The 16,414-nt window shown below is 42.8% G+C and carries 19 protein-coding genes and 1 pseudogene; 16 read left to right on the top strand and 4 right to left on the bottom strand.

The genetic code is table 11. From position 1 onward, the window contains the following. Positions 1-43 precede the first annotated feature (43 nt). The 6 genes from AB6E85_RS16685 (at position 44) to AB6E85_RS16660 (ending at position 6,891) form a co-directional block, all read left to right on the top strand. Positions 44-1,204, top strand: coding sequence for a PIN domain-containing protein (locus AB6E85_RS16685; RefSeq protein ID WP_372143282.1), 1,161 nt, complete (start codon positions 44-46; stop codon positions 1,202-1,204). 300 nt (positions 1,205-1,504) lie between these two features. Further along, entirely contained in the window at positions 1,505-2,269 is a 765-nt protein-coding gene (gene panB, locus AB6E85_RS16680) for a 3-methyl-2-oxobutanoate hydroxymethyltransferase (RefSeq protein ID WP_017630572.1), read from the top strand. A gap of 141 nt (positions 2,270-2,410) precedes the next feature. After that, entirely contained in the window at positions 2,411-3,307 is an 897-nt protein-coding gene (locus AB6E85_RS16675) for a hypothetical protein (protein ID WP_372143281.1), read from the top strand. A gap of 343 nt (positions 3,308-3,650) precedes the next feature. Further along, positions 3,651-5,069: a DASS family sodium-coupled anion symporter gene (locus tag AB6E85_RS16670; protein ID WP_372143280.1), complete on the top strand. Its 1,419-nt coding sequence runs from the start codon at positions 3,651-3,653 to the stop codon at positions 5,067-5,069. Between the two features lie 6 nt (positions 5,070-5,075). Continuing rightward, positions 5,076-6,431, top strand: a complete 1,356-nt coding sequence (locus AB6E85_RS16665) for an ATP-binding protein (RefSeq protein WP_372143278.1) — start codon at positions 5,076-5,078, stop codon at positions 6,429-6,431. Beyond that, on the top strand, positions 6,418-6,891 hold the full coding sequence (locus tag AB6E85_RS16660) for a response regulator (protein ID WP_017070648.1): 474 nt from the start codon (positions 6,418-6,420) through the stop codon (positions 6,889-6,891). Before AB6E85_RS16665 ends, AB6E85_RS16660 begins: the two co-directional genes overlap by 14 nt. Positions 6,892-7,036: 145 nt before the next feature. On the opposite strand, the gene AB6E85_RS16655 is transcribed toward AB6E85_RS16660, so the two are convergent. Beyond that, a complete protein-coding gene (locus tag AB6E85_RS16655) occupies positions 7,037-7,198 on the bottom strand; it encodes a hypothetical protein (protein WP_248383304.1) in 162 nt (53 codons plus the stop codon). Between the two features lie 138 nt (positions 7,199-7,336). Between AB6E85_RS16655 and AB6E85_RS16650 the strand changes: the two genes are divergently transcribed. The 7 genes from AB6E85_RS16650 to AB6E85_RS16620 all read left to right on the top strand — a co-directional run bounded on the left by AB6E85_RS16650 (position 7,337) and on the right by AB6E85_RS16620 (position 11,095). Continuing rightward, the gene (locus AB6E85_RS16650; RefSeq protein WP_372143277.1) at positions 7,337-7,837 is read left to right on the top strand and encodes an opioid growth factor receptor-related protein; all 501 of its coding nucleotides are present in this window, start codon (positions 7,337-7,339) and stop codon (positions 7,835-7,837) included. A 200-nt stretch (positions 7,838-8,037) separates the two neighbouring features. Continuing rightward, positions 8,038-8,478, top strand: coding sequence for a hypothetical protein (locus tag AB6E85_RS16645; protein WP_372143276.1), 441 nt, complete (start codon positions 8,038-8,040; stop codon positions 8,476-8,478). Between the two features lie 61 nt (positions 8,479-8,539). Beyond that, positions 8,540-9,040, top strand: a complete 501-nt coding sequence (locus AB6E85_RS16640; RefSeq protein WP_048614007.1) for a hypothetical protein — start codon at positions 8,540-8,542, stop codon at positions 9,038-9,040. A 69-nt stretch (positions 9,041-9,109) separates the two neighbouring features. After that, positions 9,110-9,559 (top strand): GNAT family N-acetyltransferase, encoded by a 450-nt coding sequence (locus AB6E85_RS16635; protein ID WP_372143275.1) that lies wholly within the window; start codon positions 9,110-9,112, stop codon positions 9,557-9,559. Next, on the top strand, positions 9,552-9,944 hold the full coding sequence (locus AB6E85_RS16630; protein ID WP_372143274.1) for a hypothetical protein: 393 nt from the start codon (positions 9,552-9,554) through the stop codon (positions 9,942-9,944). Before AB6E85_RS16635 ends, AB6E85_RS16630 begins: the two co-directional genes overlap by 8 nt. Positions 9,945-10,033: 89 nt before the next feature. Next, positions 10,034-10,585 (top strand): class IV adenylate cyclase, encoded by a 552-nt coding sequence (gene cyaB / locus AB6E85_RS16625; RefSeq protein WP_050644721.1) that lies wholly within the window; start codon positions 10,034-10,036, stop codon positions 10,583-10,585. A 27-nt stretch (positions 10,586-10,612) separates the two neighbouring features. Beyond that, positions 10,613-11,095 (top strand): tetratricopeptide repeat protein, encoded by a 483-nt coding sequence (locus tag AB6E85_RS16620; RefSeq protein ID WP_372143272.1) that lies wholly within the window; start codon positions 10,613-10,615, stop codon positions 11,093-11,095. Positions 11,096-11,191: 96 nt separating this feature from the next. Here the strand turns inward: AB6E85_RS16620 and AB6E85_RS16615 are convergent, their stop codons facing one another. Together AB6E85_RS16615 and AB6E85_RS16610 are read right to left on the bottom strand one after the other, a co-directional pair. After that, positions 11,192-12,220, bottom strand: coding sequence for a methionine synthase (locus AB6E85_RS16615; protein WP_372143271.1), 1,029 nt, complete (start codon positions 12,218-12,220; stop codon positions 11,192-11,194). A gap of 45 nt (positions 12,221-12,265) precedes the next feature. Continuing rightward, positions 12,266-13,243, bottom strand: a complete 978-nt coding sequence (locus AB6E85_RS16610; RefSeq protein ID WP_372143270.1) for a DUF1852 domain-containing protein — start codon at positions 13,241-13,243, stop codon at positions 12,266-12,268. A 343-nt stretch (positions 13,244-13,586) separates the two neighbouring features. Between AB6E85_RS16610 and AB6E85_RS16605 the strand changes: the two genes are divergently transcribed. Further along, entirely contained in the window at positions 13,587-14,396 is an 810-nt protein-coding gene (locus tag AB6E85_RS16605; protein WP_372143269.1) for a sulfite exporter TauE/SafE family protein, read from the top strand. A gap of 227 nt (positions 14,397-14,623) precedes the next feature. Then, the gene (locus tag AB6E85_RS16600) at positions 14,624-15,628 is read left to right on the top strand and encodes a metal-dependent hydrolase (protein ID WP_372143268.1); all 1,005 of its coding nucleotides are present in this window, start codon (positions 14,624-14,626) and stop codon (positions 15,626-15,628) included. A gap of 134 nt (positions 15,629-15,762) precedes the next feature. Here AB6E85_RS16600 and AB6E85_RS16595 read toward each other — a convergent pair. Further along, positions 15,763-15,991, bottom strand: a pseudogene (locus AB6E85_RS16595) (carboxypeptidase M32); the annotation flags it as partial. A gap of 129 nt (positions 15,992-16,120) precedes the next feature. On the opposite strand from AB6E85_RS16595, the gene AB6E85_RS16590 reads away from it, so the two are divergent. Then, positions 16,121-16,327 carry an antitoxin Xre/MbcA/ParS toxin-binding domain-containing protein gene (locus AB6E85_RS16590; RefSeq protein WP_050646545.1) on the top strand — a complete coding sequence of 69 codons (207 nt, stop codon included), beginning with the start codon at positions 16,121-16,123 and terminating at the stop codon, positions 16,325-16,327. The last annotated feature ends 87 nt before the right edge of the window (positions 16,328-16,414 follow it).

Below are 16,414 nucleotides of genomic sequence, written 5' to 3'. Positions count from 1 at the left end.
TGGCATTTTTCCTTCCATTGTTGGGTTTTGTGTTTACGGTGGTATGGTTAAGTTTCGTGGTGGCGTTGCTCACATCTTAACAGGGCGTTATACATCATTTAGATATCGAGGGATTATGGAATACGGTGCTATTACAGTTGATACTTCAATTTTTGATCAAAAAGGTTTATTGCTAGAGTCTGGGCTACTCAATGCTTTAGTACAGTTTAACAATAAGCCTGCAAAACTCGTGTTATCAGAGATTGTAATTAGAGAAGTAAACGCTCATCTAATCAAAAAAGTTAATGATTCATATGCACAATTAGATAAAAGTTTAAACAATGCTAAAAAGCACATCTTTGGGAATGTTCAAGACATTTCGGTAGATCGAGTTGATGGAGAGGTAGTAGCTAAAGAGCGTTTAGAAAGTTACGTTAATAACACTGGGGCAGTTCTAATTTCGGCGAGCAATGGCGTTGACCTTAATCATTTGATAAAGCTCTACTTTAATAACGAGCCTCCATTTGCTGAAGCAGGCAAGAAAAAAAGTGAATTCCCAGACGCAATTGCTTTGTTAAGCCTTGAAGCTTGGGCGATCGAAAATAAAACACGAATTTTAGCTGTTACCACTGATAAAGATTGGGCTAATTTCGCAGAGAATTCAGATTATCTCGACGTTTTGGAAGACTTAGCTCAGGCTATTTCAAAGTTTGAACCAAATGAAAAAACGTTCGACTTCACAAAGCGTCTTTCACTAGCTATGTCATCTGGAGAAGCTCAGGATATTGTTGAGCTGATTACCGATCGCGTTGCTGATGCTGTATCTGAGCAATACTTGTATGCCGAAGCAGAGTCTGCATTCTATTGGGATTCCCACGATTTTCAGGCAGAGTTTGCCGATATTGAATTCATCACAGATGATGAGGGAGCCATCTTACTTAACCCCATTCAAAGTCAAGACAATCATGTGGTTTTTGAAGTTAAAGCAAATATTGCAGCAACGGCAATGTCCTCGTTTACGTTGAGTGTTCATGATTCTATCGATGGCGACTCTGTAAAACTTGGTGAAGTTTTTTCTGAATCAGGCTTAAATTTTGAAACTGGTATTTTGTTTACGATAAATGGTAGTTGGGATGGAGAGCTTAGTGCGCTAGATGTTGACGATGTTGAAGTTCTAAGTTTTCCTAAGTCTGTTGACTTTGGCTATCTTGAACCTGATGTATAACAATCTGTTTAAGAGTGATTCGCAATGCTTGGCATTTTTGCTTTGTGTTGCGTTTAGTTTTTAAGGTGGTATGCGGTGGCTTTGGTATTGCGTTGCTCACCTCTTTACAGGGCGTTATTGCATTCATCGTTCATCGTAACAATCATTTTCCCTAGGTTTAACGCCCACTAACTCAACGTATTTTCTGAATTGAACATAATTTGTCGGCGTTTAATCAAAACCACATTTTCGCTTTCATAGAGCAATTAAAACTAATAGTATCAGTGCTTTAATAACGCATGATTTTATGAGAGCAAGAACATGAAACACACTCCAAGTTCTTTTATGGAAATGAAAGGGAAACAACGTATTCCGATGTTAACCGCTTATACATTCCCTGTGGCTGCAAGTATCGAATCTGCTGGGATACCTATTATTCTTGTTGGTGATACTGTCGGCATGGTTGAAATGGGCTTTAGCAGTACGCGAGATGTGACCATTGAGCACATGGAATATCATGTAGGGGCAGTGCGTCGCGGTGCTCCAAATACTCACATTATTGGTGACCTCCCATACTTAACCGATCGTTCTCCTGAAGTAGCGTTAGTTAACGCTAAAAGGCTGATGCAGGCTGGTGCCGACAGCATAAAACTGGAAGGTGCAAAACTCGATGTTATTGCCCACCTTGTCGCAAACAATATCCCAGTTGTTGGTCACACGGGGTTAACTCCGCAAACGGCAACAAACTTCAAGAAAGTAGGGCAATCTGCTGAAGATGCTCAAACCGTAAGCGAAGAAGCAAAAGCGATTCAAGAAGCGGGTGCGTTTATGTTGGTGCTTGAGCACATTCCTTCCTCACTTGGCGAATCGATTACTCAAGAGATTAGCATCCCTACGATTGGGATTGGCGCTGGTGCCGATTGTGATGGGCAAGTGTTAGTCATCAATGATGCGCTTGGACTTGGTAACCGATGGCCTCCATTTTCAAAACAGTACGCCCATTGCAGCCAAACTATCTTTGACGCAGCAAATGAGTTTGCTACGGAAGTCAAAACTAACGTATTTCCGAACAACCTGAGCAAATAAGCCACTTAGATAATGGCTTTAGGTAGAATCGTAATGCATGGCATTTTTCCGTGCATTACGATAAGCATATGATGTGTATTTGGACGTTCGGTGTTGAGCAGTCTTGATTCTCTCCCCAAACGTCAGTTTCACGGAGGAAACATGACAAGCGACCAACTATTGGAAAAGGCACTTTATAGCAGTGCCAGCATCCACCAACCTCACTCTTTAAAAGCTTATTTGGCTGCGAATTATCTAAATGACTATTTCCCTAAAACAGACAATGTGTGGCTTAAAACGAGTGAGCTAATAGACCAAACTGAGATTGAAGTTTTAGGCGAGTACTCTGCAACGGTGCAAGCGCCGAAGTTTACGGATTTTCGTATTCAAAGGATATTGGATAATGGGGTATACCCAGCGGCATATGCTGCTTTAATGCAGTGGTATGAGAATAAGGGCTTTCAAGACATCTTCTCGCATTACGTTTCGCAGGCCTCTCAAACAAGCGAATACCTTTCCCACAATGTGACTATCTTATTGGCGCTGAACCGTGTTTACCGTGAGTTAGAGCCGTCTCAAATTCCAGCATTCCTTAACCGCTTCACTGAATTTGTTACATCGACCCGTTCTGATGGCGACCGAAACACCGAAACAAGCGAATTCGTAGAGCTCAATCGCGTATTACAAGCATGCTTAAAGCAGTTTGGTTTCTTTGGACACAACCTCATTACGCTTACGTGGATAATGCGTTGCAAGGAAGAGGTGTCGAAAGAGCACTATGACGCAATGCTTTCTAATCTTTATCGACAGGCCAATAGCCCTTTGGAAGATCCTGACGATGAGATTGATCAAGCTATCTTGGCGCAGTGTCAAAGCTCGGATAATTCAGATGAGCTCTATGAGAATATCCACCGATTGGTTTTTGGTTATACATTGAATCTACACCAGATAACGCTAGCGGATGCATTGTGTTTTCTTCACGAAAGATTCCCTGCACATACATCGGAGCTAAAGCACATTGCCGAGTATCAGTGTCGTTTGTTAGAGCAGTCAATTTAGAGATAGAGCCACCCCGTTTCGTGGGGTTCTTAGTCGATACGACAAATTTCAGGAGTACCTAACCCAGTGAGCTTGTTCAACGCTTTTATTAGAAGTGGCCCTCAATTTATGGACATGACTAGAAACGTAGAAACCACTCTCCTGAATTTAATTTCAACAATAAATGACATACAAACGTTGAGGTAGCGCACAGAAACGAAACTGGGGGTATCGCGATCACGTAATCATTGATCTAGCCGAGAGTGAGATAGCGATAAGAGCTCGATAATTCGTTGTCGGATCTAAATTAGAGCTGTAAATCTAATTTCTAAGTAGTTGTTATCTCAGGAAGAGTTTTTGTGCTATGCGCCCCTATATTAAATACATTATCCCCATTTTAATTCCTTTCATTATCCTCGTAATGCCGCTATCAGCGTTTCCATTTGAAGGCCTTACGATTATTCAACAACGCGTTATTGCGATCTTTTTATTAGCGGCATTGTGCTGGGTGTTCGAGCCTATCCCGATTTACGCGACGTCTGTTGTTATTATCGTTCTGCAATTATTGATGTTGTCGGATAAAGGGCTGATCTTTTTAAGGTTTGATCATGGGGAGGAACATTTTGGTGAGTTGTTAAAATACAGCGATATCATGGCGACATTCGCCAGCCCAATCATCATGCTGTTTTTGGGCGGTTTTTTCTTAGCGATGGCCGCCACTAAATATCGATTAGACGTAAACTTAGCTCGCGTGTTGTTGAAGCCATTTGGGCAAGACCCAAAGTTTGTGATGCTCGGCTTAATGTTGATCACTGGTATCTTTTCGATGTTTATGTCTAACACGGCAACAACGGCAATGATGCTATCTATTTTAACGCCGGTACTGGCTGTGTTTGGTCCGAAAGACCCCGGTCGTGTAGCGTTTGCGCTTTGTATCCCTGTTGCCGCTAACATCGGTGGTATTGGTACCCCGATCGGTACCCCTCCGAACGCTATCGCACTTAAATATTTAGTTGGCGATAACCTAATTACGTTCGGCGAATGGATGGCATTTGGTGTGCCGTTTGTCGTTATTATGATGGCGTTAGCGTGGTTTCTAATCGGCTTTATGTACAAAGCTGACCAAAAGAAAATCGAACTAAGTATTAAAGGTAAATTCCTTAAAACACCCAAAGCCATTGCGGTATACGTCACTTTTGCGCTCACCATCATTCTTTGGTTAATGGGTTCAAGCCATGGCATGAACTCTTATACCGTCGCTCTGATTCCTGTTGCTGTGTTCTCTCTTACTGGGATCATCAATAAAGAAGACCTGAAGAAAATTTCTTGGGACGTATTGTGGCTTGTATCAGGTGGTATTGCGCTTGGTTTAGCGCTCGATAAAACTGGCTTAGCAAAGCTCGTGGTACACAGTATTCCGTTTGATAGCTATTCACCCTATGTGGTGTTGTTCGGAGCGGCGTTCTTGTGTTTGGTAATGGCAAACTTTATGTCTCATACCGCAACGGCTAACTTGTTAATGCCAATTATGGCTGCATTAGGTTCGTCTATGGCTTCACTCACGCCACTAGGCGGTGAGTTAACGTTAATTCTGGTTGTGACTTTTGCCGCTTCATTAGGTATGTCGCTACCAATCAGTACGCCACCGAATGCGTTGGCTCATGCCACTGGTCATGTGCAAAGTAATCAAATGGCCAGAATCGGTATTATTTTGGGTGTGGTTGGTGTGCTACTGAGTTTTGTTATGGTGTGGGTGCTACATTCAATTGGTCACATAGGGTAACGATACGTGTATCAACAAAAGTTAGAAGCACTGATCGATCGCTATTTTAATCACACAGAACGTCGGGTGACGTGCTGTGCCGGTAACACCATTATTGAACAATCAGCGTTAAACACTCGTTTATATTATGTGTTGAGTGGGGAACTTGAAGGGTTTTATTCCGAAGATAATACACCGCAAGTGCGAGTATTTAGCGCGGGTAGTGGGGCTTTTATAGGCGTTCATAGCTTCTTTTCAGGTAATTGGACAGCATCTTCAACGGTTGTTGCTAAAACCGATGTAGAGTTAGCGTGGATCGATAAAGACACGCCAGCAGAAGATGAACGTAAATTTGGTCCTCTTACCGCACAGTTCACACCTGTGATTGTCAATGAGTTGTCGCGTCGTCAACGCCGCGCAACACAAGAAGCGATAGCGAAACAAAAAGCGCTAGAGAAGTTACATACTGCTGAGCAAATGACGACCTTGGGTCAATTAGCGGCAGGGATTGCTCATGAACTTAACAACGCTATTGGTGTAGTAAATAGTAAATCTGGTCGACTTGAAACGGTCATCATGGATCTGCTTGAAGAAGTGCATCCTGAAGCCAGTCAATTTTTCGATTTTGGGTTAATGCATGGCCAGAAAACGTCGTCGTTAGAAGCACGAACACGTGGGCGACAATTTGAAAGAAAATATGGTTTAGACAAAAACATTGCTCGCTCTCTTGCGAAGGCGATTCCAATTGACGCTTTATCTGCAACAGACGTTATTTCAAAGCATTGGCTGAAAAACCCAGAAGAAGCGATTCGTTTTTGGCAGATGGGCTGTGATTTACATGATTTACGTTTGGCATCTAGACACACCGTCGGCATCGTAAAATCGGTTAAACAACTTGGCAGAACTGATATCGACACCGAAGAAGCGGTTGAAATTAACGACTCCATTAACCATGCCTTATCCTTGTTACAAAGTGAGTTGCGTAGAGTGTCTGTGCGATTGAGCCCTGCGGATTTACCGTCTTTTAAAGGCTCGAAAACAGAGCTCGTTCAGATTTGGGTCAACATTGTAAAGAATGCTTGTGATGCAATGTCGAATTCAGACGATGCCACAATAGAAATTCAAACCAGATTAAGTAAGAAAAGAATATTAGTTACGATCACGAATAACGGCCCAGAGATAGACGAGGGGACTCGTAGAAAGATATTTCAGCCCAACTTCACCACTAAAAAAGGTGGTCTATCGTTTGGATTGGGCTTGGGTTTATCAGTAGTTAAGCGGATTGTGGCAGGTTATGGCGGAAGTATCATTGTGAAAAGTGATGCTTCTAAAACTGTATTTAGAATCAAGTTACCAATAGAGGGTGAACATGGAGAAGCTTAATTTAATCTGTGTCGATGACCAGAGAGAAGTACTGAGCGCAGTGATACAAGATTTAGAGCCGCTGGCGAGTTGGTTGAATATTGAAGATTGTGAATCAGCGCAAGAAGTGCTTGATCTCATTGATGAACTTGACGCAGAAGGCGAACACATTACCGTCATCGTGTCTGATCATGTGATGCCAGGGAAAACGGGTGTGGAGTTGCTCACTGAAGTGTTCCATGACAGCCGCTTTCCGAATACAAAGAAAATTCTTCTTACGGGGCAGGCCACTCATACTGATACCATCAATGCGATTAATGCAGCAGGCATCGACCGTTACTTTGAAAAGCCTTGGCAAGCAAGCACATTGGTTGAGTGCATTCGTACTCTTGTCACTGAGTACATATTTGATCAAGGGCTTGATTATACGGACTATCAGAATGAGCTTGACCAGCAGGTTGTGTTGAGACGCTTACGCTAGTTTCTTATGTAAGCGACTTACATTATTCACTAGTGTAAGTCGCTTGAAATTTTATGCACCGAAGGACGCTTTCTGAAGGGTTTTTCCTTTGAAATATGTAATCTTTCGGTGCATATATTACCTATCTTTTTTAGTCGTTCAGGTTTTAGTACTCAGTTATTAACACACTGGTTGCTGGCTTAAGTCTAAAACTCATACGCAACGCCAACGCCAACCAAAATTGAAGTTCATGCATAGTCTTTATACACCACATTAGTGCCGTTCCTGCCTCTAGGTAACGCCAGCGGGTGCGTTGTGTTTTCTTCACGAGCGATTCCTAACGCGTGGTATTTGGAGTTTTAAGTCAGATCGGTACTTACAACGTAAATGACTAGGTTTTTCACGGCTTACTGGGTAATAATGCATTCGCCCACAAGTGGGGGCTTATAGTCAGTAGGATTTGAAAATGAGTGAGATTGCTCGCTTTATATCAGGTGAAGCGCCAGATAAATTTGGTCGAAATATAGAACAGTTATTGGCTTACAATCATTTTTGGTTGGAGCATGACCATAAGTATATTCAGGTGTTTTTCCCAATCGATGAGGGGACTAAGTTTAATCAACATGCACCGTTGGTTACTCAAGAAGATAGGGCGCTTTTTGCTAATTCAGAAGCGCTCCGCACAGCTCATCTACAAGTGCTTGACCTGATGCTTGAGTTTTGGGGCATGCAGCGAGATGGAAATGAGATATCGTCATTGTTGCCACTTAGCCCAGCCAACCATGTATGGCTTAAAAATCATGACCATAACCAGCTAAGGTTAACGCGAGCCATTCGCAGTTTATACTTGTTGGGGAATGAAGAGGTCGCAACTCGCTTATGCTACTTCTTAGTATCGGCGGCGAGCGAGACAGGGTTGGTGTCGGAGATAACCGTTCAGTATTGGCGCAATGCCTTGGAAGGTTAGGGCTTCTCTGTGCAGAGCTTTCGGCACTGTCCATAATTGATTCTCAATGCGCGGCATTTTCGTACGATGCCGCTTTCTCTATATTCAACATTTGAATGCAATTTGTGGAATATGTCAAAATTAATTAAGTTGATGGTAAGTTATTACTTTTCATTATGTTAGGGTTCTTTTCTTAAGGTCAGCTGATTAGGAAGAGGCTCATGAAAAAGGGATTTGTGATAGCGATATCAATCGGCTTTGTTGTCTTCTTCCTTGTTGGTCGTGAACTCCAGTGGTTCGGGTCCAGTAATTCCGAGTCGTTTCCTAAACTTCCTGATAGTCCCCAATTTGCTCCCTCTACCGATTTCGACGGCGAGTGGCTAGGCCGCCGTATTAACACCACTGGCAATAATATGTGTGAACGCACAACCATCACCGGAACCATTCGTGAGGGTAAGGCTATCCTGAGGCTTACCTACAATGGAACACCGTTAGAGGGTTGGGTGACGGAAAGCGGCGACTTACGTTTATATGCTAAACATCGCCAATGGGATTATCGTTTTTCCGCACATGGCAGTGGCAATAGGTTTGATGGCCGTTGGCACTTAACCAATGGCCCGTGCCAAGGAAGTTGGTTTCTAGAAAAGGTCGATGGCAAATAGGGCTGTTACTACAAGACGCCGTTTAAAATTGAGCAGCATAAGGTTCTTTTAGGAGAGATAAGTGATCAGATTAATCGCCGTGTTCATTGTGGCTTTCGGGCTAGGCGCATATGCGAGCTTACATGTTTTGACCGATTATGTTGTGAGCATTAAAGACAGTCATAAAGCTGCGGTGCGGCAAGGTTTTGAAACCTATAAATATGCCAATACAAAAGACCTTGCCCCATTAATTAAAACATCGAACTTGTTAGCTCGTTATAGTGCTTGTGAATTAGAGGGAGATGAAGGCGATGCGATTGCATTAACCCTGTCTATTAACGCTATTTCCTTTGGGATGTTATCGAAGCAAGCGTCTGACCTCGATCAAGACACCTTTAGGACTGGTTTGATGATGTACGGAAAACTCAAAGACAACGAGAAAGCGTCTGCTCAATTAACTGAAATACTTACTGCGTACTGTAAAGATAGTCTTCGCTATCTATACGACTGTGAAAAACTTTCTAATTTGTTAGGCGAAGATTGGGATACACAATGGGAGGAAGTGAAACCAGAATGTACCTAAAAGTGATTCAATATATGCGGCATTTTGCTATGCCGTACTCAGATGTGATTTGAAAACAAAGGACACAATATGGAAGTAAGGCTGGTCAAAGGTTCAGATCCTAAGTTCGCTGAATCGATCACCAAAACGAATATGGCGAGTTACTACGATACGCGTGGAATCGCTTGGGGTCATAGTCAGTTTTTACGCAGCTGGGATGAACTGGATAACTATGAAATTTATGTAGGGGATAGTCGTATTGGTGTTATCCGCTTCAGTTACACCAGTGGTACAACGTTTCTTAGGGACTTGCAGATATTAGCTGACTATCAAGGTCGAGGTTTTGGCTCTAAGTGTCTCGATTTGGCTATTGAACATGCGAACAATCAAGCATCCACTCAGTTAGTGCTACGTGTGTTCAGTGAGAATCCCGCGATTAAGCTTTATCAATCAAAAGGTTTTACTCAGTTGTCTGAAGTGAAAGGGCTCGTTGAAATGGAGCTGCCTTTAGAATCATCATTGAGAGAGTGTCATGGATAACCGTATACAATTAAATTTTATTAAGTACTTATTTTCAGAGTTACTGTTTATTGTTATTGCACTAGGTATTGTCTATTGGATATCAGACGGTGATCGTTCATCGCTGCTAACCATAGGGCTGATAATTTATGTTCCTCCACTAATTAAAATTCTAATGTTGTGGTGGAAGCTTCGCGATAGCTCATTTGAAATCACGAACGGTCATGTGCGTTTAAATGGCGTTGCTTGCGATGTGACTTTACAGCGTAGCTTTCTTCCGTTTGAAATTGGCTCATTCATCAAGCTTTCATGCACGAAAGGCGCAATGCAGAAGCACAATATTTACCTTTCTAAAGGCGCTATGAGCCGAGAAGAATGGCAGCGTGTGTTAGCGTGTCGAACATAGTTCCACTGCTTTAGTTTGTGTTGTGCGTCAGTTTGTATTTCGGATTTGGTTCGTGTGCTAGTATCGCCTTTTTTGCACCGAGCTATCTTATGACTAACGACCATTTCAAAGGCAAATATGAGGTTGAGCTGAAGTATCGACTTAGCTCTAAGTCTGAGTTCTTGAAAACTTTGAACCTAATTCCTCATGAAGTAATGCTGCAAGACAATCAGGAATGTGATTGGTATTTCGATAGCCCTGATAGAAGCTTACAGGCTCAGAACAAAAGCTTGTGTATTCGTACTATGGAGCCGTCGGGCATCAAACTATGGATCGTAAAAGGCCCTGAGTCTGATAGATGTGAAGCGACAAACATCACCGATGCGTCGAATGCTAAGAGCATGCTAGAAAACCTGGGATACGAAGTGATTCTTGAAGCGCAAAAAACTCGCAGTATCTATTTTGTTGGAGAGTTCCATATCACGGTCGATTCTCTTGCGGGTATCGGTGATTTTGCCGAATTTGCTATCATGACGGACGATGAATCTCAGTTGTCTGCGTATAAAAGTGAGCTTGAGTTGTTAGCCAATAAATTTGGTTTGACTCAATCGGCACTGCAAACTCAGTCTTACAAACAGATGTTCGAAGAAATGAACGCATAGTACAGCGCTTAAGCGTCAGGGAGAGTTATGGACACCATTATCAAACAAGCCATCGAGTTGCGAAAAGAAGAAAAGTACCAGGAGTCGCGTGACTTACTGGCAACGCTACTCACTGATGAAAACTATGCTGCGAAAGCTCATTTACAGATTGCGTGGTCTTACGACAACCAAGGCAAAGAGCAACAGGCGATTGAGCACTATGTGTTGTCTCTGTCTGGCGTGCTTTCTTCAGTAGAGCGTTTTGATGCGTTGTTCGGCTTGGCGAGTACTTATCGAAGCCTTGGCCTTTATGCAGAGGCTTTAGGCTATTTCGAACAGACTATGGATGAGTATCCTGACTCGATAGAAGTGAAACCTTTCTACGCAATGTGTTTGTACAATTTAGGTCGCCATAAAGAGGCGACGTCGTTGTTACTTGAGCTTTTAGTTTCCACGACGAATAGCGAAGCGATCAAAGAGTACCAACGAGCGATCTCTTTGTATGCTAAAGACCTAGATAAAACCTGGTAAGCAGCGCGTAAAGCTCATTAACTCACATAACAAAAAGCCTAAGCATCGATGTGATACTTAGGCTTCAAGGCATAGTTTTTGTTCGTCAAGGAAGCGTTACGCTGAAAGCTCTTTACGAACGATCTCTGTGCCAGCACTGAGCGCATTTAGCTTCGCCGAGGCAATTTCGCGAGGCAGGGGAGCCATGCCACAGTTGGTGCAAGGGTAGAGCTTATCGGCATCAACGTACTTAAGTGTTTCACGTAGAGTGCTAGCCACTTCTTCCGGTGTTTCAATCGAATCGGTAGCTACATCAATCGCACCAACCATCACTTTCTTGCCTCGCACCAGTTCAAGTAGCTCAAGGGGTACATGAGAGTTGTGACACTCTAAAGAGATGATATCGATATTCGATTGCTGCAGCTTAGGGAAGACTTCTTCATATTGGCGCCACTCGGTGCCTAACGTTTTTTTCCAATCCGTATTCGCTTTAATGCCGTAGCCATAACAAATATGCACTGCTGTTTCGCACTTAAGCCCTTCAATGGCTCTTTCTAAGCACGCGATGCCCCAATCATTCACTTCATCAAAAAACACGTTAAACGCAGGTTCATCGAACTGAATAATATCAACGCCTGCAGCTTCTAACTCTTTTGCTTCCTCATTGAGGATCTTCGCAAATTCCCACGCCAGTTTTTCACGGCTTTGGTAATGTGCATCGTAAAGCGTATCTATCATCGTCATAGGCCCTGGCAGAGCCCATTTAATCGGTTGATCAGTTTGTTGACGTAAGAATTTCGCATCTTCAACAAACACGGATTTTTGGCGAGAAACAGGGCTAACCACTGTAGGTACGCTTGCATCGTAACGGTCGCGAATTTTAACGGTTTCACGCTTTTCAAAATCAACGCCATTCAGATGTTCAATGAAGGTCGTTACAAAGTGCTGACGTGTTTGTTCGCCGTCACTCACAATATCAATGCCGGCTTGCTGTTGCTCGTGCAGAGAGACACGCAGCGCATCTTGCTTGCCGTCTGTGAGTTCATCGCCTTGAAGTTTCCATGGCGACCAAAGCGTCTCTGGTTGTGCAAGCCAAGACGGTTTCGGCAAACTGCCCGCTGTTGAAGTCGGTAATAGTGTTTTCATAATAATACTGCCTATCCTTGGGTGGTTTGAGAGCGCAATAGACGATTAAAGTGCGTAATTTGCCGACCAGTTCTCTAGAACTGATTGGTATGGCTTAATAAACTTCTCTTCTGCGAATTTACCTTGTTCAACCGCTAGCTGGCTTCGTTCTTCACGGTCATACACGATTTGAGTCAGCGAGTGATCCAAGTTTTTCAAGTTTGGTTGGTAACAGTTGCCCGCAACCGCGTTCGCGTTGTAAATCTCAGGTCGGTAGATTTTCTGGAACGTACCCATGGTGCTGATGGTGCTGATAAGCTCTAGGTTAGAGTAATCGTTCAGCAGATCACCAAAGAAATAGAAGGCCAAAGGTGCAACACTGTTTGGCGGCATGAAATAACGAACCTGTAAGCCCATCTTCTTGAAATATTGTTCAGTTAAAGAAGACTCATTCGGTTGGTATTCAAAACCTAATACAGGGTGTTGGTTTTCAGTGCGGTAATAGGTTTTATTATCTGACACGCTTAAGCAAATAACAGGTGGCTTATTAAAGTTCTTTTTGTAAGTGTCAGAGTTAACGAAACATTTAAATAGCTTGCCGTGTAAATCGCCAAAATCTTCTGGAATGCTGAATTTATCTTGGCCTTTATTATGATCCAATAGACGTACGCTAAAGTCATAATCTCGAACATAAGAAGAGAAGTTATTTCCGATAATGCCTTCAATACGCTCGTTAGTTTTACGGTCTACAATATTGGTTTTCAGCACTTCAATTGAAGGGAATGCTTCGCCGTTACTTTCAATGTCCATATCAACAGAAATGATTTCAAGCTCAACAGAGTAACGGTCGCCCTTAGGGTTGTCCCAGTGTGCTAACGCGTTGAAACTATTATCGATCATTTGTAGTGCATTACGTAAGTTCGCTTGACGGCTGTCACCGCGAGCCAGGTTAGCAAAGTTGGTTGTGATGCGCGTGCTGTCTGCAGGCTGGTAGTTTTCGTCGAGGCTAACGCTCTTAATCGTAAAATTAAATTCTTTATTCATGCTGATTTGGTATCCCAATTTGTTTTCTGATTCTCTCGGTCTTTAGTATTAAAACGGTTTTTATTTTTTGCTTGTGACCGGATTAAGAATCGAAGGCTATGCTGTCTGAAATTAATACTTAGTAGAATTAATGTCGTATAAAGTTAATCGCTTAAGGTTTTTATACGTGGATAGGTTGACCATTAACAATGGTATTACTTCACATTCAACATGAGGAATATTCATGATCTATTCTGTTTGAATATTTAAGTCGGTGTCAGTTATATTAATTAGCTTGATGGAAATATAACCACATTAATAATGTGTTATTTAAGACGATTAATTTAATTAAGAGATGGATGAAATGAGTGAATTGCTGTTGTTGATTTTCTACTGTGCGTTACTGGGCAGTGGTGTTGGGTTTCTAGCCGGTTTGTTAGGTATTGGCGGAGGGCTGATCATTGTTCCCGTGTTAAGCAGCATTTTACTGTATTTAGAAGTTCTTCCGTCCGACCAAGTTGTTGTTGCGGCGATCGCTACCTCGTTGGCATCAATACTGTTCACCTCTACGTCTTCTGCACTCGCTCACCACAAGAATGGAGATGTGCCTTGGGATTTGGCGCCTTGGATCATGCTTGGTGTTGCTCTGGGCGCACTGATTAGTGGCTTTATGGCGGCTCTGTTGCCGGAAAAAGTCGTTCGTATTGTGTTTGCCGTGAGTGTGGTTCTGATTGCGATCAAGATGTTCTTAAGCAGCAAAAATGATGCCCCTAAGGAACGAAAACTGCCAAATAAAGGCGTACTCACTGTTCTGACAACCATTACTGGCGGCTTGTCTGCCATGATAGGCATTGGTGGCGGTGCATTGTTGGTTCCGTTATTAACGTTCTTCTCTGTTGATATGAAAAAGGCCATTGGTTGTGCCTCGGCTTGTGGCATTGTGATCGCGTTGTTTGGCTCGATAGGTTACATCAGTTCAGGCAGCAGCCACTTTGCTCTAACCGACGGTTTTGCTGGCTTTGTTTATCTGCCTGCGCTGTTGGGTATTGTGTGCACGTCTTGGTTTACGGCTCCTTTAGGCGCAAAAGCAACCAACCATTTACCGGTTCCAACGATTAAGAAAATCTTCTCAGTACTGCTGGTGGTTATTGCGGCAAGCATGGTGGCGCGTTAATTAAAGATCGTTCAAGTGTGAATATATAGAACAAAAATGAATAAATTGATCCACCACCAATAATTAGAAAAGGGCAGTTTCATAACTGCTCTTTTTTTGTTTATCGGTCTATGCTTATACAGCTATGTACATGAGTATATTGATAAAACCGTTTAGTTATGGACAGTTCACCGCTATAGCTAAATGTATCTTGTTTGATTCAACGGAATGCTATCAATGAGTGATTTATGGATCCTTTAACGCAGGGCGTGTTAGGCGCTTCTTTGTCACAATCGGCCAGCAAAAAACAACATTTGGTTGTTGCTGGGGTATTAGGGCTGCTCTCCGGGTTGGCACCAGATTTGGATGCACTGATTAAGTCTCAAAGTGACCCTTTGTTGGCTTTGGAGTTTCATCGACAATTTACCCATTCACTCTTCTTTATTCCCATTGGCAGTTTGATCTGTGCCTTGGTTCTGTATCACCTGATTGCAAAAAGGCGTGGGCTTTCTTTCAAACAAAGTTGGTTGTTTTGTGCTCTGGGTTATGGGACTCATGCACTGTTAGACGCTTGTACCACTTATGGCACGCAGTTACTTTGGCCTTTCACCAACGCGCGTTTTGCTTGGAATACCATATCAATCATCGATCCTGCTTATACGCTTCCCATCCTAGTGTTGCTTGTGTGTGCAACGTTGAAACGAGCGCCTTGGCTAGCGCGTGTCGCATTTGCTTGGGCGTTAATTTATCCAACATTAGGGATGATTCAGCGAGACAGGGCAGAGGCGGTTGGCTGGCACTTAGTGCAAGAAAGACAACACACACCGATTCGATTAGAGGCAAAACCAAGCTTTGCGAATATCTTGGTGTGGAAAGTGGTGTACGAAACAGAGGCTCAATATCATGTAGACGCCGTGCGGGTTGGTACATCGGTAAGCACGTATCCCGGAGAGTCGATTGCGAAGCTGAATGTTAGCAGGGATTTACCTTGGCTCGATCTTGATTCTCAACAAGCCAAAGACATTGAACGTTTCCGCTGGTTCTCGAATGGTTATATTGCTCAGGACCCAACAGACGATCTGCGTATTATCGATGTCCGATATTCAATTGTACCGAATCAAATGAAAGCACTTTGGAGCATCAAGCTATCAAAAGCAGTTGATGCAAACACGCATGTAAAATACGAAACTCATAGAGACAACACGCCAGAATCGAGACAGATCTTCTTCGGTATGCTCACTGGCGATAAATGATCTAGTTCTGAAGAGTAAAAAGGCTGAGTCGGATAACCTGCTCAGCCTTTTTATTTCACTGTTACTTGGCTTTCTTTGTTCGAAAACTAGGTAATAAAATACTAAAGATAACGACTTCTCAAATGATCTTTGAATTATTGCGCATTCAAGGTTTCGCCTGTTGCACCTTTCACCCAAATCATCAGTAGTAAGCAGGCTGCCTTTGCTCCAAATATTCGATTCTAACCACGTGAGGATAGGAGACAGATCACCGCTTTCAATCACAGAGTTTATATCTACCGTTTTCTTCATTGAAGCCATGAACTGCGCCGCGTACATCGCACCTAGTGTGTAAGATGGGAAGTAACCGAATGCGCCGTCTGTCCCTCAGAAATGCCCCATTATTGCTGAGGTCATTACTATCTATCCGTTTGCTAATCATTATTTGACCAACTTTTCCTGATGTAGGTATGGTGTATAGGACTTATCATATAAATTTAGGCGGAGTTTAAGGTGAATAAAGAAACCAAAAAGAATTTTGATAAAGTATTTCAGGCTGCGTTAGCACTGTTTGGTAGTGAAGAAGCTGCTAATCAATGGCTTAAGCACCCAGTTCGAGGACTTGGTAACAAACGACCAATTGATTTGCTTTCGACAGCCGAAGATACCAAGGCTGTACTCAATTTGATTGGCCGTTTGGAGCATGGAGTGTTTTCGTGAGCTTAGTTGCTACAAGCTTTTGCCCCATTCCATATATGGAATCCACGTATTTACAAAGTGATTTTGGCAATAAAAGTTAAGATGCGG

Origin of the sequence: Vibrio sp. 10N.247.311.51, from assembly GCF_041467855.1 — a bacterium.
GTDB lineage: Bacteria > Pseudomonadota > Gammaproteobacteria > Enterobacterales > Vibrionaceae > Vibrio > Vibrio coralliirubri.
Note: the sequence above shows the minus strand (reverse complement) of the source record. Positions and strands in the feature narration are given on the sequence as shown.